Annotated in this window: 21 protein-coding genes; 13 read left to right on the forward strand and 8 right to left on the reverse strand. The window is 59.3% G+C overall.

Features of this window, described 5'->3' with window-relative positions; translation table 11 throughout:
* Window positions 1–216: 216 nt before the first annotated feature.
* From metG to BMY45_RS00585, 8 genes are all read left to right on the forward strand, one after another.
* Window positions 217–2,262, forward strand: a complete 2,046-nt coding sequence (gene metG / locus BMY45_RS00550) for a methionine--tRNA ligase (RefSeq protein WP_092393145.1) — start codon at window positions 217–219, stop codon at window positions 2,260–2,262.
* A 129-nt stretch (window positions 2,263–2,391) separates the two neighbouring features.
* The gene (locus tag BMY45_RS00555; RefSeq protein ID WP_092393148.1) at window positions 2,392–2,964 is read left to right on the forward strand and encodes an Rnf-Nqr domain containing protein; all 573 of its coding nucleotides are present in this window, start codon (window positions 2,392–2,394) and stop codon (window positions 2,962–2,964) included.
* Window positions 2,961–3,968 carry an electron transport complex subunit RsxB gene (gene rsxB / locus BMY45_RS00560; protein WP_092393151.1) on the forward strand — a complete coding sequence of 336 codons (1,008 nt, stop codon included), beginning with the start codon at window positions 2,961–2,963 and terminating at the stop codon, window positions 3,966–3,968. The genes BMY45_RS00555 and rsxB overlap by 4 nt, the downstream gene beginning before the upstream one ends.
* Window positions 3,955–4,941 (forward strand): RnfABCDGE type electron transport complex subunit D, encoded by a 987-nt coding sequence (locus BMY45_RS00565; RefSeq protein WP_092393154.1) that lies wholly within the window; start codon window positions 3,955–3,957, stop codon window positions 4,939–4,941. Before rsxB ends, BMY45_RS00565 begins: the two co-directional genes overlap by 14 nt.
* Window positions 4,938–5,549: an RnfABCDGE type electron transport complex subunit G gene (locus BMY45_RS00570; protein ID WP_092393158.1), complete on the forward strand. Its 612-nt coding sequence runs from the start codon at window positions 4,938–4,940 to the stop codon at window positions 5,547–5,549. Before BMY45_RS00565 ends, BMY45_RS00570 begins: the two co-directional genes overlap by 4 nt.
* Window positions 5,542–6,075: an Rnf-Nqr domain containing protein gene (locus tag BMY45_RS00575; protein WP_092393161.1), complete on the forward strand. Its 534-nt coding sequence runs from the start codon at window positions 5,542–5,544 to the stop codon at window positions 6,073–6,075. The genes BMY45_RS00570 and BMY45_RS00575 overlap by 8 nt, the downstream gene beginning before the upstream one ends.
* The gene (nth, locus tag BMY45_RS00580; protein ID WP_092393164.1) at window positions 6,072–6,710 is read left to right on the forward strand and encodes an endonuclease III; all 639 of its coding nucleotides are present in this window, start codon (window positions 6,072–6,074) and stop codon (window positions 6,708–6,710) included. The genes BMY45_RS00575 and nth overlap by 4 nt, the downstream gene beginning before the upstream one ends.
* A gap of 107 nt (window positions 6,711–6,817) precedes the next feature.
* Window positions 6,818–7,000, forward strand: coding sequence for a PA3496 family putative envelope integrity protein (locus BMY45_RS00585; RefSeq protein ID WP_047227013.1), 183 nt, complete (start codon window positions 6,818–6,820; stop codon window positions 6,998–7,000).
* Between the two features lie 56 nt (window positions 7,001–7,056).
* Here the strand turns inward: BMY45_RS00585 and BMY45_RS00590 are convergent, their stop codons facing one another.
* Window positions 7,057–7,683: a response regulator transcription factor gene (locus BMY45_RS00590; protein ID WP_047227014.1), complete on the reverse strand. Its 627-nt coding sequence runs from the start codon at window positions 7,681–7,683 to the stop codon at window positions 7,057–7,059.
* Between the two features lie 471 nt (window positions 7,684–8,154).
* Here BMY45_RS00590 and BMY45_RS28270 point away from each other — a divergent pair, with 471 nt between their 5' ends.
* Window positions 8,155–8,655, forward strand: coding sequence for a hypothetical protein (locus BMY45_RS28270; protein WP_092393167.1), 501 nt, complete (start codon window positions 8,155–8,157; stop codon window positions 8,653–8,655).
* A 99-nt stretch (window positions 8,656–8,754) separates the two neighbouring features.
* On the opposite strand, the gene BMY45_RS00600 is transcribed toward BMY45_RS28270, so the two are convergent.
* Both BMY45_RS00600 and BMY45_RS00605 read right to left on the reverse strand, forming a co-directional pair.
* Window positions 8,755–9,972: an argininosuccinate synthase gene (locus BMY45_RS00600; RefSeq protein ID WP_092393170.1), complete on the reverse strand. Its 1,218-nt coding sequence runs from the start codon at window positions 9,970–9,972 to the stop codon at window positions 8,755–8,757.
* A gap of 127 nt (window positions 9,973–10,099) precedes the next feature.
* Window positions 10,100–11,062, reverse strand: coding sequence for a flagellar protein MotY (locus tag BMY45_RS00605; RefSeq protein ID WP_092393173.1), 963 nt, complete (start codon window positions 11,060–11,062; stop codon window positions 10,100–10,102).
* A gap of 191 nt (window positions 11,063–11,253) precedes the next feature.
* Between BMY45_RS00605 and pyrC the strand changes: the two genes are divergently transcribed.
* Both pyrC and rnt read left to right on the forward strand, forming a co-directional pair.
* Window positions 11,254–12,300 (forward strand): dihydroorotase, encoded by a 1,047-nt coding sequence (gene pyrC, locus BMY45_RS00610; RefSeq protein WP_047227016.1) that lies wholly within the window; start codon window positions 11,254–11,256, stop codon window positions 12,298–12,300.
* On the forward strand, window positions 12,297–12,974 hold the full coding sequence (gene rnt / locus BMY45_RS00615; protein WP_047227017.1) for a ribonuclease T: 678 nt from the start codon (window positions 12,297–12,299) through the stop codon (window positions 12,972–12,974). Before pyrC ends, rnt begins: the two co-directional genes overlap by 4 nt.
* A gap of 192 nt (window positions 12,975–13,166) precedes the next feature.
* Here the strand turns inward: rnt and BMY45_RS00620 are convergent, their stop codons facing one another.
* Window positions 13,167–13,769 (reverse strand): peroxiredoxin, encoded by a 603-nt coding sequence (locus tag BMY45_RS00620; RefSeq protein WP_092393176.1) that lies wholly within the window; start codon window positions 13,767–13,769, stop codon window positions 13,167–13,169.
* A 305-nt stretch (window positions 13,770–14,074) separates the two neighbouring features.
* Between BMY45_RS00620 and BMY45_RS00625 the strand changes: the two genes are divergently transcribed.
* Together BMY45_RS00625 and bfr are read left to right on the forward strand one after the other, a co-directional pair.
* Entirely contained in the window at window positions 14,075–14,293 is a 219-nt protein-coding gene (locus tag BMY45_RS00625) for a bacterioferritin-associated ferredoxin (RefSeq protein WP_003178704.1), read from the forward strand.
* Window positions 14,294–14,492: 199 nt separating this feature from the next.
* On the forward strand, window positions 14,493–14,966 hold the full coding sequence (gene bfr / locus BMY45_RS00630; protein WP_092393179.1) for a bacterioferritin: 474 nt from the start codon (window positions 14,493–14,495) through the stop codon (window positions 14,964–14,966).
* A gap of 226 nt (window positions 14,967–15,192) precedes the next feature.
* Here bfr and grxD read toward each other — a convergent pair whose 3' ends face one another.
* The 4 genes from grxD to BMY45_RS28275 all read right to left on the reverse strand — a co-directional run bounded on the left by grxD (window position 15,193) and on the right by BMY45_RS28275 (window position 18,334).
* Entirely contained in the window at window positions 15,193–15,534 is a 342-nt protein-coding gene (grxD, locus tag BMY45_RS00635) for a Grx4 family monothiol glutaredoxin (protein WP_092393182.1), read from the reverse strand.
* A 99-nt stretch (window positions 15,535–15,633) separates the two neighbouring features.
* On the reverse strand, window positions 15,634–17,742 hold the full coding sequence (locus BMY45_RS00640; protein ID WP_092393185.1) for a molybdopterin oxidoreductase family protein: 2,109 nt from the start codon (window positions 17,740–17,742) through the stop codon (window positions 15,634–15,636).
* A gap of 131 nt (window positions 17,743–17,873) precedes the next feature.
* On the reverse strand, window positions 17,874–18,161 hold the full coding sequence (locus tag BMY45_RS00645; RefSeq protein WP_047227023.1) for a hypothetical protein: 288 nt from the start codon (window positions 18,159–18,161) through the stop codon (window positions 17,874–17,876).
* Window positions 18,162–18,208: 47 nt separating this feature from the next.
* Window positions 18,209–18,334, reverse strand: coding sequence for a hypothetical protein (locus BMY45_RS28275; RefSeq protein WP_256573612.1), 126 nt, complete (start codon window positions 18,332–18,334; stop codon window positions 18,209–18,211).
* Window positions 18,335–18,368: the final 34 nt, after the last annotated feature.

The following is an 18,368-nucleotide window of genomic DNA, read 5'->3' on the forward strand; positions in this document are numbered from 1 at the left end:
CAGCAGTCCCAAAACATTCGAATCTGACCAGCCTGCCTCACCGAGGTGCCAGGTTTTGGGGTTGCGTCGCAACCCAGCGGGGATAAATCCCCTCGCCACAAATTGAGCTTGGCTCAGGCCCCCAACCGATGCATGCGGAAACAGGCCGGTGGGGTGAAATATATTTCCCGGCGCTTTATAGTGGCCGACCTCCGTTTCATCAAGTAGCCGAGCCCCATGTCCGAGCCACGCAAGATCCTCGTCACCAGCGCCCTGCCCTATGCCAATGGTTCGATTCACCTCGGCCATATGCTGGAATACATCCAGACCGATATGTGGACGCGCTTCCAGAAACATCGCGGCAACCACTGCATCTATGTCTGCGCCGACGACGCCCACGGTTCGGCCATCATGCTGCGTGCGGAAAAGGAAGGCATCACCCCGGAACAACTGATCGCCAACGTCCAGGCTGAACACAGTGCCGACTTTGCCGACTTCCTGGTGGACTTCGACAACTTCCACTCCACCCACTCCGAAGAAAACCGTGAGCTGTCGAGCCAGATCTACCTGAAACTGCGTGACGCCGGGCACATCGCGACCCGTTCGGTCACCCAGTACTTCGACCCGGAAAAGAACATGTTCCTGGCCGACCGCTTCATCAAGGGCACCTGCCCTAAATGCGGCACCGAGGATCAGTACGGCGACAACTGCGAAAAATGCGGCGCCACCTACGCACCGACCGACCTGAAAGACCCGAAATCGGCGATTTCCGGCGCCACCCCGGTGCTCAGGGACTCCCAGCACTTCTTCTTCAAGCTGCCGGATTTCCAGCAGATGCTGCAAACCTGGACTCGCAGCGGCACGTTGCACGACGCGGTGGCCAACAAGCTCGCCGAATGGCTCGACTCCGGCCTGCAAGAGTGGGACATTTCCCGCGATGCGCCGTACTTCGGCTTCGAAATCCCCGGCGAGCCCGGCAAGTATTTCTACGTGTGGCTGGATGCACCCATCGGCTACATGGCGAGCTTCAAGAACCTTTGCGACCGTACGCCTGAGCTGGACTTCGACGCGTTCTGGGGCAAGGACTCCACGGCCGAGGTGTATCACTTCATCGGCAAGGACATCGTCAACTTCCATGCGTTGTTCTGGCCCGCCATGCTCGAGGGCGCCGGTTTCCGCAAGCCGACCGGCATCAACGTCCACGGCTACCTGACCGTCAACGGCCAGAAAATGTCCAAGTCCCGTGGCACCTTCATCAAGGCCCGCACCTATCTGGATCACCTGTCGCCGGAATACCTGCGCTACTACTACGCGGCCAAGCTCGGCCGTGGCGTGGACGACCTGGACCTGAACCTTGAAGATTTCGTGCAGAAGGTCAACTCCGACCTGGTGGGCAAGGTGGTCAATATCGCCAGCCGTTGCGCGGGCTTCATCCACAAAGGCAACGCCGGTGTACTGGTGGCCGGTAACGCCGCGCCGGAGCTGACCGAGGCCTTCCTGGCGGCGGCACCGAGCATCGCCGATGCCTACGAGGCCCGTGACTTTGCCCGTGCGATGCGCGAGATCATGGCCCTGGCCGACCGCGCCAATGCCTGGATCGCCGACAAGGCACCGTGGTCACTGAACAAACAGGAAGGCAAGCAGGACGAAGTCCAGGCGATCTGCGCCCTGGGTATCAATCTGTTCCGCCAACTGGTGATCTTCCTCAAGCCGGTGCTGCCGCTGCTGGCCGCCGACGCCGAGGCGTTCCTGAACGTCGCGCCGCTGACCTGGGACGACCACCGGACGCTGCTGAGCAACCATCAACTGAACGAGTTCAAGCCGCTGATGACTCGCATTGATGCCACCAAGGTGCAAGCCATGACCGACGCTTCGAAAGAAGACCTGGCCGCCAGCCAGACCGACACCGGCGCCCCTGCCGGCAATGGCGAACTGGCCAAGGACCCGCTGTCGCCGGAGATCGATTTCGACGCCTTTGCCGCCATCGACCTGCGCGTGGCGCTGATTCTCAAGGCTGAAGCCGTGGAAGGCGCCGATAAGCTGCTGCGCCTGACGCTGGACATCGGCGATGAGCAACGCAACGTGTTCTCCGGCATCAAGAGCGCCTATCCGGACCCGGCCAAGCTCGAAGGCCGGCTGACGATGATGATCGCCAACCTCAAGCCTCGCAAAATGCGTTTCGGCATCTCCGAAGGCATGGTGATGGCGGCAGGCCCCGGCGGTGAAGAAATCTACCTGCTGAGCCCCGATAGCGGCGCCAAGCCGGGCCAGCGGATTAAATAACGCAACCCGGTGCTGTACCGATCCCACAGTCGCCCGGCAGGCGGCTGTGGGATTTTCATATCTGGCCCACCCTGACGGTGTGCCGGATAATGCCTAACCTCTAAAGACAGGTTCTTGTTCCAGCACCCCATGACCGAAATCGTCCTTACGCTGTTCAGCGCCGCCTTGATCAACAACCTCGTGTTGCATTGGCCGCTGGGCGTCAATCCGCTGCTGGCGGCCAATGGAAGAAGGCAAGTCCACGCCCTGGGCCTGACGACGACATGCCTGATGCTGATGGTCGGCACCCTGGGTTATCTGATCGATCATTGGCTGCTGGTTCCGGCCAATCTGACCTCGCTGCGCCTGTTTGCATGGCTGTCCTTGAGCGTGTTGCTGATTGCGCCGTTGTTGCACTGGCTGGGGCGCTGGCTGCCGAAGCTGCCGTTCGATGGTTTGTGGCCACTGCTGCTGGGCAATGCCGGCATACTGGGCATCACGCTGCTCAACAGCCGGGATGACCACGGCCTGGGCCTCGCCGTCGCCGCGAGCCTGGGCGCCGGCCTGGGTTTCTGGCTGGTGTTGAGCCTGTTCGACGATTTACGTCAGCGCACCTTCGATAACGATATTCCCAGGCCCTTTCGTGGCCTGCCGATCCAGCTGATCGGCGCAGGGCTCATGGCGGTGGCATTTCTTGGATTGCGCGGGCTGGTCAAAGCATGAGTCTGATTCAACGTATCGACGCCCTGCTGCCGCAGACCCAATGCGGCAAGTGCGGCCACCCGGGGTGCAAGCCCTACGCCGAAGGTATTGCCCAGGGCGAACCGATCAACAAGTGTCCGCCCGGTGGCCGTGAAACCATTGCCGCCCTGGCCGAGCTGATGAAAGTACCTGTGCTTGAACTGGATACCAGCCGTGGTTCAGCCCCGGCGCAGATCGCCTTTATTCGCGAAGCCGAATGCATCGGCTGCACCAAGTGCATCCAGGCCTGCCCGGTAGATGCGATTGTCGGTGCGGCGAAGCTGATGCACACCGTCCTGGTCGACGAATGCACAGGCTGCGATCTTTGTGTGGCGCCCTGCCCGGTCGATTGCATCGAAATGCACCCATTGCCCACGGCAACCGTGGTGCCGGTGGTTGGCGGCCTGGCCTCCAGCATCGAAGAACAGCAGGCGCGCACCGCCAAGCGCGATCATGCCCGGCGGCGCTTCGAACAGCGCAACGCACGGCTGCGCCGGGAAGAGGAGCAGCGTCTGGCTGAGCGCTTGGCCCGTACACAGCGCGCCTCCCAGGCCCAAATCCAGTCCGTCGATCCGGTGCAAGCGGCACTGGAGCGGGTACGTGCGCAAAAAGCCGCCAACGCCGATGCGGCCTTGAAAAAAGCCAAGATCGACCTGGCGATGAGCCGGGCTCAGTTGAACAAATCCTTGAAAGCATTCGGCCACCCGCCGACCTTCGAACAACAGTCGCAATTGATCGTGCTACAGCGCCAGTTCGAAGCAGCGCAACAAGCCTTGATGCAGTTGGAAGGGACTGTACAGCCCACTGTTTCAACCCCCGCCCCCACTCAAAGTGCTGAGCTGAAGCGGGCCAAGATCCAATTGGCGATGCGTCGCGCCGAACTCAGCAAGGCCAGGGCCGCAGGGGCGCCGGATGAACAAGTAGAGTCCTTGGAGCAAGCGGTGAAAGACGCCGAACGCCAGGTGGATGCTCATGTCGCTCCCTGAGCCCATGGACGAACGGCTGCGGCAGGCGATGCTGCGGGTGCTACTGGCGACATTGCCCGGCATTCTGGCGTTGACCTGGTTTTATGGCTGGGGCGTGGTATTCAACCTGTTACTGGCGGGCCTTAGCGCACTGGCCGTCGAAGCACTGGCGCTACGCTTAAGGCGCCGGCCGCTCAAACCCGCACTCAACGATGGCAGCGCGCTGGTGAGCGCCACGCTGTTGGCGCTGGCCTTGCCGGCATATTGCCCCTGGTGGCTGACCGTCACAGCCACGGCTTGCGCCTTGCTGTTCGGCAAGCACCTGTGGGGCGGTGTCGGCAATAATCCATTCAACCCGGCGATGCTCGGCTACGCCTTGGTGCTCATCGCGTTTCCCCAGCAACTCAATCAATGGCCGGCACTCCACGGCATGAGCCTGTCCGACGGCCTGCAACAGGTGTTCGGGGTTTACCCTGGGCCTGATGGGTGGGCAGGAGCAACGGCCCTGGACAGCCTGCGAATCAACAAAAGCCTGACCATCGATGAGCTATTCGCCGCCCACCCGGCGTTCGGACGCTGGGGTGGGCGCGGCGTCGAGTGGGTCAACCTGGGGTTTCTGGCCGGCGGCCTGTTCCTGCTGCAACAACGGGTGTTCAGTTGGCACGCGCCGGTGGGCATGCTCGCCGGCCTGTTCATCATCAGCTTGTTGTGCTGGAACGGATCGGGCTCCGACTCCAATGGCTCGCCGTTGTTTCATCTGCTCACGGGCGCCACCATGCTGGGTGCATTTTTTATCGTGACCGAACCGGTCTCGGGCGCCAAAGCGCCCCTCGCTCGCCTGCTGTTTGGCGCAGGCGTGGGACTGCTGATTTACCTGATCCGGACCTGGGGTGGTTACCCGGACGGCGTGGCGTTTGCGGTGCTGCTGATGAACCTCGGCGTGCCCGCGCTGGATCGCTTCGCCGAAGCACGAAACAGGCCGCAGCCCCTATGAAAAACTACCGTGGTGGTGCCATCCTGGCTTTGCTGATCGGTCTCGGCATTGGGGCCACTTACCTGACTCAGCTCAGCACCGCAGGACGCATCAAAGGTCAGCAACAAGACCTTGCGAACAGAACCTTGCTCGACGTGCTGCCGACCGACCGATACGACAATCAGCCATTGGCGCAACCTGTCGTAACGACCCCCGTGACCTTGGCCCATAGCACACTGCTGGGCGGATACCTGGCGACTCGCGCCGGCCAGCCCAGCGCGGTGTTGCTACACAGCCAGGCACTGGGCTATGAAGGCAGCATCCAATTGTTGGTCGCTATCGACCCGCAGGGGCGGTTGCTGGGGGTGAAAACCCTGCGCCAGTCGGAAACGCCCGGCCTGGGCGCGGCCATCGCTGACTGGCCAAACCCCTGGCTGCAAACCTTCAATGGTAAGTCGCTCCAGGCTCCCACCGACAGCGGCTGGGCGTTAAAAAAGGATCAGGGGCAGTTCGATCAACTGGCTGGCGCGACCGTCACGTCCCGATCAGTCCTGCAGGCTGTTCACGATGCACTGCGGTACTTCGACGAGCATAAGGCTCAACTGACCGGAGTGATCATTGATGAATAAGCCATTGGTCCTGACCCGCGGCCTGCTGCTCGTCCCCTTGGTCGGCGCCAGCGATTCGCTGGTAAACGCGCTGGGCTTATGGCTGGCCTGGGCACTGATCAGTGCCGGCCATGGTTTGACCATGGGGCTGTTACGGTCCCACCTGACAGCGCCTCAGCGACTGCTCGCCTCCATTGTGCTGGCCGCCACCCTGACGGCTTGTGCAAGCTTGGTAGCACAGGCCTGGGCACTGCAGACGTATCAGTCGCTGAGCCTTTACATTGGCTGGGTCGCTTTGAGCTGCGTGGTGCTGGAGCATGACGACGTCTTCGCTAGCTCGCGCCTGCCCGAGCGTCTCCGGCTGGCGGGGCTGTTCGGCCTGCTGATGATTGCCTTGGGCGCCCTGCGCGAGCTGATTGGCAACGTAATACCACTGGCCTTGCTCGCCCCTGGCGGATTTATTCTGCTCGGCCTGCTGCTGGCAGCGCGTCAAGCCTGGACGGGCGCCAGCCCCCCTTCAACGATCGAGGAAACGCCGCGCCCATGAACGCCGCAAAACGCCTGGAAATATTCCGTCGCTTGCACGAAGACAACCCGGAACCGAAGACTGAACTGGCCTACAGCTCGCCGTTCGAACTGTTGATCGCGGTGATTCTGTCGGCCCAATCCACCGACGTCGGCGTCAACAAGGCCACGGCCAAGCTGTTCCCGGTGGCCAACACGCCGCAGGCGATCCACGCGCTGGGCGTCGAAGGGCTGTCCGAATACATCAAGACCATCGGCCTGTTCAACAGCAAGGCAAAAAACGTGATCGAGACTTGCCGCCTGCTGATCGAGCGCCACGACGGCGAAGTCCCACAGACTCGCGAAGCGCTGGAAGCGCTTCCAGGGGTCGGTCGCAAAACCGCCAATGTGGTGCTCAACACCGCGTTTCGCCAACTGACCATGGCGGTCGACACGCACATTTTCCGCGTCAGCAACCGCACCGGGCTGGCGCCGGGCAAAAACGTGGTGGAGGTGGAGAAAAAGCTGATGAAATTCGTACCCAAGGAGTTTCTACTCGATTCCCATCACTGGCTCATCCTTCACGGACGTTACGTCTGCCTGGCGCGCAAGCCCCGCTGTGGCAGCTGCCGGATCGAGGATTTGTGCGAATACAAGCACAAGACCTCCGACGATTGAGGCGCTATTGCTTTTATTGATTTGTCGATTGAAAAAATCTTTTTTACCCGCCCGTGGTTTATCGATATAAGGAGCGCCAATGGCAGTTTAAGCCTGGAGTCGATCCCATGAGTGCTGACAAAGAACAACTGGATGTAGAAGACGATTTCATCGCCGTTGAGGCCGACGATGTGGAACCTGTGGTCGTCGAAACAGCGAAAACCAATCTGAGCAAACGTCGCACGATTGATAATCTGCTGGAAGAGCGCCGCTTGCAGAAACAACTGGCCGATTACGACTTTGACCTCTGACACGTAAAAGCCTCCCGAATGGAGGCTTTTTACTGAGTACGCGCAGCCGGAAAAACTCACACTAACCCGTTACGCTGGGCCAGTTCGATCAGATCAACCAGCGAGCGGGCATTGAGCTTCAACAACAAGCGTGTCTTGTAGGTACTGACGGTCTTGTTGCTCAAGAACATCCCATCGGCAATTTCTTTGTTGGTCTTTCCGCGAGCCAGTTGCTGCAAGACCATCATCTCTCGCCCGGACAGTCGATCGACCATATCGGACTCGCTTGCGTTACCCAGACTCGAACGCACCGTATGCAGCGCCTGATTGGGGAAATAACTGTACCCCGACAGCACCGCCTTGATTGCACTGAGTAACTCGGTGAGGTCCTGCTGCTTGCACACATAACCGGCTGCGCCCGTCTGCATGCAGCGCATCGAAAAATGCCCAGGTGCTTGGGAAGTCAGCACCAGAACTTTCAAAGGTGAAGGGTTGGCGGTCAGGCGTGCGATGACCTCCAATCCATCCAGTTTCGGAATGCCGATATCCAGAATAACGATATCAGGCATAAGTTCACGGGAAAGTTGCAACGCATCGACGCCATTATCGGTTTCAGCAATAACTTCATATCCATGACGCTCCATTAGCAAACGTACAGCAAGACGAATGACGGGATGATCATCCACGATCAGCACTTTATTCATGGGCAAATCCAACTTCGCTGTTCGAATTTTTAGAGCACGCACAATAGCCTAGTCAATTCTACCTTGGCATGCCGCCCCCCCTGACCGCTCGCACCGAGAGACGCAACCTACAAGCGATACAGAAAAATCCTACAAATCCCCTTGGAAATAATGCGCCATAAATTTGTTTACAGCGGCAAATGGATGCATCCGGCGACCCGTGCCCCCTCTAAACAAGCGATTTTTTCTGCATCCCCCCCCGTCCGCAAATAGCGAAAAAACACTCGACTCATAAAAAGTAACTGAATTATTTACCAACACAACCACAATGATTTTATTTAAATAGATTTGAATTCACATAAAGAATAAGCGAAATTTATTCAATCCCTTTTATGAGGAGACACCACGTTCAACACCTTCACCGAAAACTTATCAATTACTCACACCCTTCTAATGCAATCACCGAGCCTGAATACGTTATGAGCATCCACCATGAACAAACCGTCAAAAATTATCACCAACCCCATGACACTAATCGCTATATTCGCAACTTTGTCCGAGACTTCGGCAGCCATCTCCCTGCCTTTCCTCGACGATCAGGACCGTGAATACTATCTTTGGTTTCTGATCAGCTTTCCGTTCTATCTATTATTTCTTTTTTTCATCACCCTGAACTTTAACTACCGCTCGTTATATTCGCCCTCTGATTTTCGCAAGAGCAAACACTTCATGAAAATCATGGATGATTCGAGCTGTCGGCGTGAACGGCTTTCCCGCAGGGCGACCAAGGGCAAAGGATGGCTGATAACTGTTCATCCACAAAAAAAACAGCAACGACTGATCATTCTGGTTATCCCCCGGCCACCGGAAGGCCTGGCCGAAGCCGATCGACCCAAACGCGCAAAACAGGCCACTGAACGCACACGAATCGTCGTCCACCTCATTGGCCGCCGCGACAGCACTGAAGCTTTAGCGGACAGACAGGATGGATGAGCGGTCAGGAGACAGCGCCACAACGAATGCGCAGCGCAGAGGAAAGGTCCCCCAAAAAAAACGGCCTGCACATGGCAGGCCGTTTTCATGGAGCAAGGATCAGAACAGCTTGCGACCCTTGTTCGCCGCGATGCGCATGCGCAGGGCGTTGAGCTTGATGAAGCCAGCAGCGTCGGCCTGGTTGTAAGCGCCACCGTCCTCTTCGAAAGTCGCGATGTTGGCATCGAACAGGGAGTCGTCAGACTTGCGCCCGGTGACGATGACATTGCCCTTGTACAGTTTCAGGCGCACGACGCCATTCACGTTGACCTGGGAGGCATCGATCATCTGTTGCAGCATCAGGCGCTCCGGACTCCACCAGTAACCGGTGTAGATCAGGCTGGCGTACTTGGGCATCAACTCGTCTTTGAGGTGAGCCACTTCGCGGTCCAGGGTAATCGACTCGATCGCGCGGTGAGCACGCAGCATGATGGTGCCGCCCGGGGTCTCGTAGCAGCCGCGGGACTTCATGCCGACATAACGGTTCTCGACGATGTCCAGACGACCGATGCCGTGTTCGCCACCGATACGGTTCAGGGTCGCCAGCACGGTGGCCGGGCTCATTTCCACGCCGTCCAGCGCGACGATATCGCCGTTGCGATAGGTCAGCTCCAGGTATTGCGGGGTGTTAGGAGCCTTCTCCGGGGAGACGGTCCAGCGCCACATGTCTTCTTCGTGCTCGGTCCAGGTGTCTTCCAGCACGCCGCCCTCATAGGAGATATGCAGGAGGTTGGCATCCATCGAGTACGGGGATTTCTTCTTACCGTGGCGCTCGATCGGGATGGCGTGCTTTTCGGCGTAGTCCATCAGCTTTTCACGGGACAGCAAATCCCACTCGCGCCACGGTGCGATGACTTTCACGCCGGGCTTGAGGGCATAGGCACCGAGTTCGAAACGCACCTGATCGTTGCCCTTGCCGGTGGCACCGTGGGAAATGGCGTCGGCACCGGTTTCGTTGGCGATTTCGATCAGGCGCTTGGCGATCAGCGGACGGGCGATGGAGGTACCCAGCAGGTACTCGCCTTCGTAAACAGTGTTGGCGCGGAACATCGGGAACACGAAGTCACGGACGAACTCTTCGCGCAGGTCATCGATGTAGATCTCTTTGACGCCCATGGCCTGAGCCTTGGCGCGTGCAGGCTCGACTTCTTCGCCCTGCCCCAGGTCAGCGGTGAAGGTCACCACTTCACAGTTATAAGTGTCCTGCAGCCACTTGAGGATCACCGAAGTGTCCAGGCCGCCGGAATACGCCAGAACGACCTTGTTTACGTCCGCCATGCCATCACTCCACGGGTTGTACGGAAAGCCGGGAAGTTTAACGTCCAGCGCGGATAATTTACAGGGGCGCGACAGCTTATGACGACGAAGCGACAGATTATGTCGACCGCGCGACGATCCTCACAGGTCAGGAGGTTCGCGCTGCGGTGGCTGCAGTGGGCTTGGCCGGTGTCGCGTTCGGCGCCGGAACCTTGGCAGGGGGCGCGGCGGGTGTAGCCTGCGGTGCCGGCGCTTCAGGCACCGCTACACGCTCCAGGCGCACGGCCACACGACGGTTCTTGGCCCGGTTGGCGGCACTGGTGTTGGGCACCAGGGGGTAACGTTCGCCGTGGAACCGCACGGTGATCTGCGACTCTTGAAAGCCGTTGGCCTTGAAGAAGTCCTGGACCGCCAGGGCACGGCGACGAGACAGCTCACGGTTGGTCAATCGATTGCCGCTATTATCGGAGTGACCGTCGAGTTCGACATGATTGACGGTCGGGTCGGCTTTGATGAAGTCGATCATCACCTGCAACTGAGCCTTGGCCCGGGCATCGAGCTCAACGCCTTCGCCGGGAAAGCCGATCTGGGATTGCTTGACCTGCTCGAAATTCTTCGGCAACAGTTTTGCCACGCAGCCCTGATAATCACTGAAGGCCTTGTTGAAGCGCACGGGCAGGAGCCGGACTTCCGACACCCGCCCGTCCCCAGTGTTACGCCGTACCACCGGGCTGCGCCCTTCCATCAGCCCGCTGATCAAGCGGCCCGCCTGGACCTGAGAGCTGTTGAACAGCACATCGCCGCTGCCGAGCCTGACCGAGCCCAGGTTGATGTCGCCCCGTCCCGGCTGCCATGGCGCGGCGGCCGCCAGCAGAATGGCCGAACCGCCACCGAGCATCGGGTTATGGGATTTGAGCCGGAAGATCGCCTGCTCACCGGCCCGGCGCACAAATTCGCCGCTGCCGAAATCGGTGACCGGCTGACTCAGCCGGCACTCGAACTTGTCGCCTTCGACCGTCCACTCAATGCTCTCCAGACGGGTCTGGAAAGTGAGCGCCATGGCGGGAAGGCTGGCAAACACACTGAGCAAGGCTAAATAACGCTGGCGCACGGGAGGCTCCACTGGCTTTTATACGAAGATCGACACACGTTGAGAGTATGACGCCTGTCCGGGGCACCCAACGGATTCGTGGCACACCTGTAGGAGCTATCGGTAACTTGCGCCAGAACTTGATAGCGGGTGCCTGAATCGGTCTTTTCCGGTAGCATTCCCCAGAGTTTGACCCGCCTGGAAGCCCCCCAATGTCCGACCGCCTGACCCTGCTGCGTCCCGACGACTGGCATATTCATCTTCGCGATGGTGCTGTGTTGACCCATACCGTCGCCGATGTCGCGCGCACCTTCGGGCGCGCAATCATCATGCCGAACCTGGTTCCGCCCGTGCGCAACGCCATCGAGGCCGACGGCTATCGCCAGCGAATCCTGGCCGCACGCCCGGCCGGCAGCCGTTTCGAACCGCTGATGGTGCTTTACCTCACCGACCGTACGCAGCCCGAAGAAATACGCGAGGCCAAGGCCAGCGGCTTCGTCCATGCCGCCAAGCTGTACCCCGCCGGCGCCACCACCAACTCGGACTCCGGCGTCACCAGCATCGACAAGATTTTCCCGGCGCTGGAGGCCATGGCCGAAGTCGGCATGCCGTTGCTGATCCACGGTGAAGTCACGCGTGGCGATGTCGACGTGTTCGACCGCGAAAAAATCTTCATCGATGAGCACATGCGTCGTGTCGTGGAGCGCTTCCCGACGCTCAAGGTGGTGTTCGAACACATCACCACCGGCGATGCCGTGCAGTTCGTCAACGAAGCCCCGGCGAACGTTGGCGCGACCATTACCGCGCATCACCTGCTGTACAACCGCAACCATATGCTGGTGGGCGGGATCCGGCCGCACTTCTATTGCCTGCCGATCCTCAAGCGCAACACCCATCAAGAAGCCTTGCTCGACGCTGCCACCAGCGGCAGTGCCAAGTTTTTCCTCGGCACGGACTCGGCCCCCCATGCCCGGCATGCCAAGGAAGCGGCCTGCGGTTGCGCTGGCTGCTACACCGCCTATGCCGCCATCGAGATGTATGCCGAGGCATTCGAACAACGCAATGCGCTGGACAAACTCGAAGGCTTTGCCAGCCTCCACGGCCCGCGCTTCTATGGCCTGCCGGTGAACACTGATCGTATTACCCTGGTTCGCGACGAGTGGACCGCCCCCGCCAGCCTGCCTTTTGGCGAGCTGACTGTTATCCCGCTGCGCGCCGGTGAAAAACTGCGCTGGCGCCTGCTGGAGGAAAGTGTGTGAGTGAAGATCATTTCGACGACGAGCTGGACGGCAACGGTGGTTCGGGCGCGGCCCGTCACCCCATGGCAGCCCGCTTCCGGGGCTACTTGCCGGTCGTGGTCGACGTAGAAACCGGCGGTTTCAACTCCGCCACCGATGCGCTGCTGGAAATCGCTGCGACCACCATTGGCATGGACGAAAAAGGTTTTGTGTTCCCTGATCACACCTATTTCTTCCGCGTCGAACCGTTCGAAGGCGCCAACATCGAGGCGGCAGCCCTGGAGTTCACCGGGATCAAGCTTGATCACCCATTGCGCATGGCGGTGAGTGAAGAGACAGCCCTGACTGACATTTTCCGAGGCGTGCGCAAAGCGTTGAAGGCCAACGGCTGCAAACGGGCGATCCTGGTCGGCCACAACAGCAGCTTCGACCTGGGCTTTCTCAATGCCGCCGTTGCGCGCCTGGACATGAAGCGCAACCCGTTCCATCCGTTTTCCAGCTTCGACACCGCGACCCTTGCCGGTCTGGCATACGGCCAGACCGTATTGGCCAAGGCCTGCCAGGCGGCCGACATCGACTTTGATGGTCGTGAAGCCCACTCGGCCCGCTACGACACCGAGAAGACCGCCGAGCTGTTCTGCGGCATCGTCAATCGCTGGAAAGAAATGGGTGGTTGGCAGGATTTCGACGACTAGAGAGTAGAGCCATTGTGGCTAGACGAGACTGCCCTGTAGGAGCTGCCGCAGGCTGCGATCTTTTGATCTTAGGCTTTCACCCAAGATTCAACTGACTGAGAAAAGATCGCAGCCTCGTTACACTCGACAGCTCCTACAACAGGCATAAAAAAACCGGCCCATCGAGGGCCGGTTTTTTTATGCCTGTTGCGCTTACAGCTTGTCGCTGTGCTCGCCCAGGTAGGCGGCAACGCCTTCAGGGGATGCGGTCATGCCCTTGTCGCCTTTCTTCCAGTTGGCCGGGCAAACTTCGCCGTGCTCTTCGTGGAACTGCAGCGCGTCGACCAGACGGATCAGCTCTTCCATGTTACGGCCCAGCGGCAGGTCGTTGATGATCTGCGAACGGACAACGCCCTTGTCGTCGATCAGGAACGCGCCACGGAAGGCCACGCCGCCTTCGGACTCAACGTCGTAGGCCTTGGCGATTTCGTGCTTCATGTCAGCGGCCATGGTGTATTTCACCTGGCCGATACCACCACCGTTGATAGGCGTGTTGCGCCAGGCGTTGTGGGTGAAGTGCGAGTCGATCGAAACGGCAACCACTTCAACGTTGCGAGCCTTGAAGTCGTCCATACGGTGATCCAGCGCGATCAGCTCGGATGGGCAGACGAAGGTGAAGTCCAGCGGGTAGAAGAACACCAGGCCGTATTTGCCTTTGATGGCCGAGGACAGGGTGAAGCTGTCGACGATTTCGCCGTTGCCCAGAACAGCTGGAACGGTGAAGTCAGGGGCTTGTTTGCCTACGAGTACGCTCATTGGATATCTCCTGGTGAATAACGTGAAAACTAGGTCCGGGCCAGCCTGCCACCCTCAGGCGACAGCCCTGTGACACGAACCCGCTGCGTAAGGACCGACCATCATACACTGCGAATTTGGACTGTCTTCAACGGTTTTTCGGCGAGTCCAAAAATTCCTTTCCCTATCCTTGCCCCCTCATTGACCTTGGAAAAAAAACCGTTCGTCAGCTCTGGCGCAAGGGTTTCAGAAACCACTTTGACAATCATTCTCGTTAACATTAAGATCCGTCTCAATTGAGTCACAACCAGCGACGGTTCTTACTTATGTATGTTTGCCTCTGCACTGGCGTCACCGACGGACAAATCCGCGAAGCGATCTACGAAGGCTGCTGCAGCTACCGCGAAGTCCGCCAGGCCACCGGCGTAGCCAGCCAATGCGGCAAATGTGCGTGCCTGGCCAAGGAAGTGGTTCGCGAAACCCTCGCCAAGGTGCAAACGGCCCAGGCCTCGATTCCCTATCCGGTAGAATTTACTGCCGCTTAAATCCAGCTTCTTGAAGAACCGGGCTCAATGTCCGGTTTTTTTATGCCTGTAAATCAAGCGCTTAGCCTCTAGACGCGGAACACAAACATTCTTATTCCGATTAATTTTCATTTATTATTCAATAACTTAGGTTTGACACTCGTCAGTGCGCGGCTCAAACTCAGCCTTATACACAGCTATTACAGGGCAGGCCCTCACCATGAAAGGCGACGTTACAGTCATCCAGCATCTCAACAAGATCCTCGCCAATGAGCTGGTCGCGATCAACCAATACTTCCTGCATGCGCGCATGTATGAGGATTGGGGCCTGAATAAGCTGGGCAAGCACGAGTACCACGAGTCCATCGACGAGATGAAACACGCGGACAAGCTGATCAAGCGCATCCTGTTTCTCGAAGGGCTGCCCAACGTCCAGGACCTGGGCAAGCTGCACATCGGCGAACACACCCAGGAAATGCTCGAGTGCGACCTGACCATCGAGCGCGCCGGCCACGCCGACCTGAAAGTCGCTATCGCCCATTGCGAGAGCGTTGGCGACTTCGGCAGCCGCGAACTGCTTGAAGACATCCTCGAGTCCGAGGAAGAACACATCGACTGGCTGGAAACCCAACTGGGCCTGATCGATAAAGTGGGTCTTGAGAACTACCTGCAATCGCAGATGGGCGAAGAGTAACCTTCCCCAAAAGCGAGCCAATAAAAAGCCCCGCCCTCTTTCCAGAGGCGGGGCTTTTTATTGCCTGGATTCCCAGGCCACCGAAAATCCACTGTGGGAGCGGGCTTGCTCGCGAATGCGGTGGGTCAGGTAAAGAAGTGCTATCTGACCCACCGCATTCGCGAGCAAGCCCGCTCCCACATGTCCGTGTTCAACTCATCATGTGGTGAACACAGATCATCATGGATCAGGCTTCAGTCTTGTTCCCCGCCGCTTTCTCGGCAGCAGCCTTGATCGTGGCCTGCAAAGAGCCGTCGGCCGCCATCTCGGTCATGATATCGCTACCACCGATCAGCTCACCAGCCACCCACAGCTGCGGGAACGTTGGCCAGTTGGCGTACTTGGGCAGGTTGGCGCGGATTTCCGGGTTCTGCAGGATGTCCACGTAGGCAAACTTCTCACCACACGCCATCACCGCCTGAGCAGCCTTGGCCGAGAAGCCGCACTGTGGCGCATTCGGCGAGCCTTTCATGTAAAGCAGGATGGTGTTGTTGGCAATCTGGTCTTTAATCGTTTCGATGATATCCACGGAGCACCTCGGCTTAAACTTTGCGACTTCAGTTGTCGACACGGTGGCGCATTGTAACGGAAAGCCGAGCACGCTGCTCGGTCTCCCCGAGAGACAAATTCACGCAGCCACCACCTTCACCGGAACCCCATTGAGCGCTGCATTGCCAGACAACTCATCCAGCTGACAGTCATCGGTCAGATCATTGGCGCTGGAACCTGGCTGGGCGCTGGCAATGGTCATCTGCACGCCTGGACGGGCATGGCCCCAACCGTGGGGCAGGCTGACCACGCCTTTCATCATGTCCAGGCTACCCTGCACCTCGACTTCAAGCATACCCACCCGCGAACTGACTTTCACCCGTTGCCCGTCGCTCAACCCGCGACTGCTCAGATCCTCCGGGTGCATCAGCAATTGATGACGCGGCTTGCCCTTCACCAAGCGGTGGAAATTGTGCATCCAGGAGTTATTGCTGCGCACATGACGTCGGCCAATCATCAGCAACTCATCCGCCTGGGGTGCCTGCAACCCGGCAAAGCGCGTGAGGTCGGCAAGAATGACCGCCGGTGCAGCCTGCACTCGCTGGTTTTCGGTTTTCAACCGTGGTGCCAGGTTAGGCTTGAGGGCGCCCAGGTCGATGCCATGGGGATGGTCGAACAGGGTCGCCAGGGACAGCTTATACGGCGAAGCATCGCCATAGGCGCCGGCACGAAGGCCGAAATCGATCATTTGCGCCGGCGGCATGGTCGGCTTGAGTTCCTTGCCGGTTCGGGCAGCGAAAGCCTTGGCCAGACCGACGAAAATTTCCCAGTCGTGCAGCGCCCCTTCGGGCTTGGGCAGGATCGCCCGGTTGAAACGGGTCACGTTGCGCACCGCGAACAGGTTGAACGTGGTGTCGTAATGGTCGTTTTCCAGGGCCGAGGTGGATGGCAGGATCAGGTCGGCGTAGCGCGTGGTTTCGTTGATGTACAGATCGACGCTGACCATGAACTCCAACCCGTCCAGCGCCTGCTCCAGTTGCCGCCCGTTGGGAGTGGACAGCACCGGGTTGCCCGCCACGGTGACCAGCGCACGAATCTGGCCTTCGCCCTCGGTGAGCATTTCCTCGGCCAGAGCCGAAACCGGCAGTTCGCCCGCGTATTCGGGACGCCCGGACACCCGGCTTTGCCAGCGATTGAAATGCCCTCCCGAGGTGGTTGCCACCAGGTCCACCGCAGGCTCGGTACACAGGGCCCCACCGACCCGGTCAAGATTGCCGGTCACCAGGTTGATCACCTGAATCAGCCAGTGACACAGCGTGCCGAACGCCTGGGTTGAGACGCCCATCCGGCCATAACAGACCGCTGAAGGCGCGGCGGCGAAGTCCCGGGCCAACTGCCGGATCTGCGTAGCCGGCACGGCACAGAGCGGGCTCATCACTTCAGCAGTGAAGGCCGCAACGGCCCGGCGCACGTCTTCCAGGCCATCCACCGGCAGGTGGCTGTCACGGGTCAAGCCTTCGCTGAACAGGGTATTGAGCACACCAAACAGCAAAGCGGCATCGCCACCCGGGCGCACGAACACATGCTGGTCGGCCATCGCCGCCGTTTCGCTGCGACGCGGATCGACCACCACCACTTTACCGCCACGCGCCTGGATCGCCTTGAGGCGTTTTTCCACGTCCGGCACGGTCATGATGCTGCCATTGGACGCCAGCGGGTTGCCGCCCAGGATCAACATGAAGTCGGTGTGATCGATATCCGGTATCGGCAACAGCAGGCCGTGACCGTACATCAGGTGGCTAGTCAGGTGGTGAGGCAGTTGGTCCACCGAAGTCGCCGAAAACCGGCTGCGGGTCTTGAGCAGCCCCAGAAAATAGTTGCTGTGGGTCATCAGCCCATAGTTATGCACGCTGGGATTGCCTTGGTAGACCGCCACCGCGTTCTGGCCATGACGTTCCTGAATGCCCGCCAGCCGTTCGGCCACCAGCGCGAAGGCATCGTCCCAGGCAATCGGCTGCCACTCGCTACCGACCCGCTGCATGGGCTGGCGCAGGCGATCCGGGTCGTTCTGGATATCTTGCAAGGCTACCGCCTTGGGGCAGATGTGGCCGCGACTGAAACTGTCCAGTGAATCGCCCTTGATCGAGGTGATCGCCAGGCCCTGGCCTTCGGTCTCGGTGGTTTCAAGGGTCAAGCCACAGATGGCTTCGCACAGATGGCACGCACGGTGGTGGAGAGTCTTGGTCATGGCCAGCCTCTATTTTATTCGTAACGGGCGCTTTCGGCCGCGGGAACAAAACTATGGCGCGTGATCCACCCCCGCGCCAGCGACGTTCGTCCTGTGAATTGCCGGGCATCAGGCCCGCCGATGCAGTGAGCTCAAGGCTGCTCGGAGGGTGGCGCCAGCAACTGGATTTCCTCGATGGTTTCCACTTGTTCGTGAGCGATGGGCACGCCCGTCAACTCTCCGATCAATCGCCAATGCTCGTCGAGCCCGCTGCTGATGGTGGCCATGCGATCGATCATGCGTCGACCTGCAGCCTTGGTCACTTCGTCGTCACTGCGCAGCAACTCGAATGACATGGACGTCACCGAAGCGGTCAGGTGAGTCAGGGAGCGCGCTGTCAGCCCCAGTAGTTCCATCAGTTGTTGCTCTTTCGAATCCATTTCGGGGCTCCTGCGTCTGAGGTTCATTTATAACCCAGGCCCTGGCATTAGGAAATATTCACGCCCATGAACAGGCCGGCCAAATCCTTCAATAACGGCCCGGTTTGATTGCCAAGCTGCGCAAGGCCGGTGTACAAATGGGTGGCTGCTGTCAGGAAACCGGCTTCATACATGTCTTCGCCAGCCTGCTATGACCTCGCTGAAATC

The sequence above is a fragment of the Pseudomonas sp. NFACC39-1 genome (genome assembly GCF_900110355.1).
Lineage (GTDB): Bacteria > Pseudomonadota > Gammaproteobacteria > Pseudomonadales > Pseudomonadaceae > Aquipseudomonas > Aquipseudomonas tehranensis.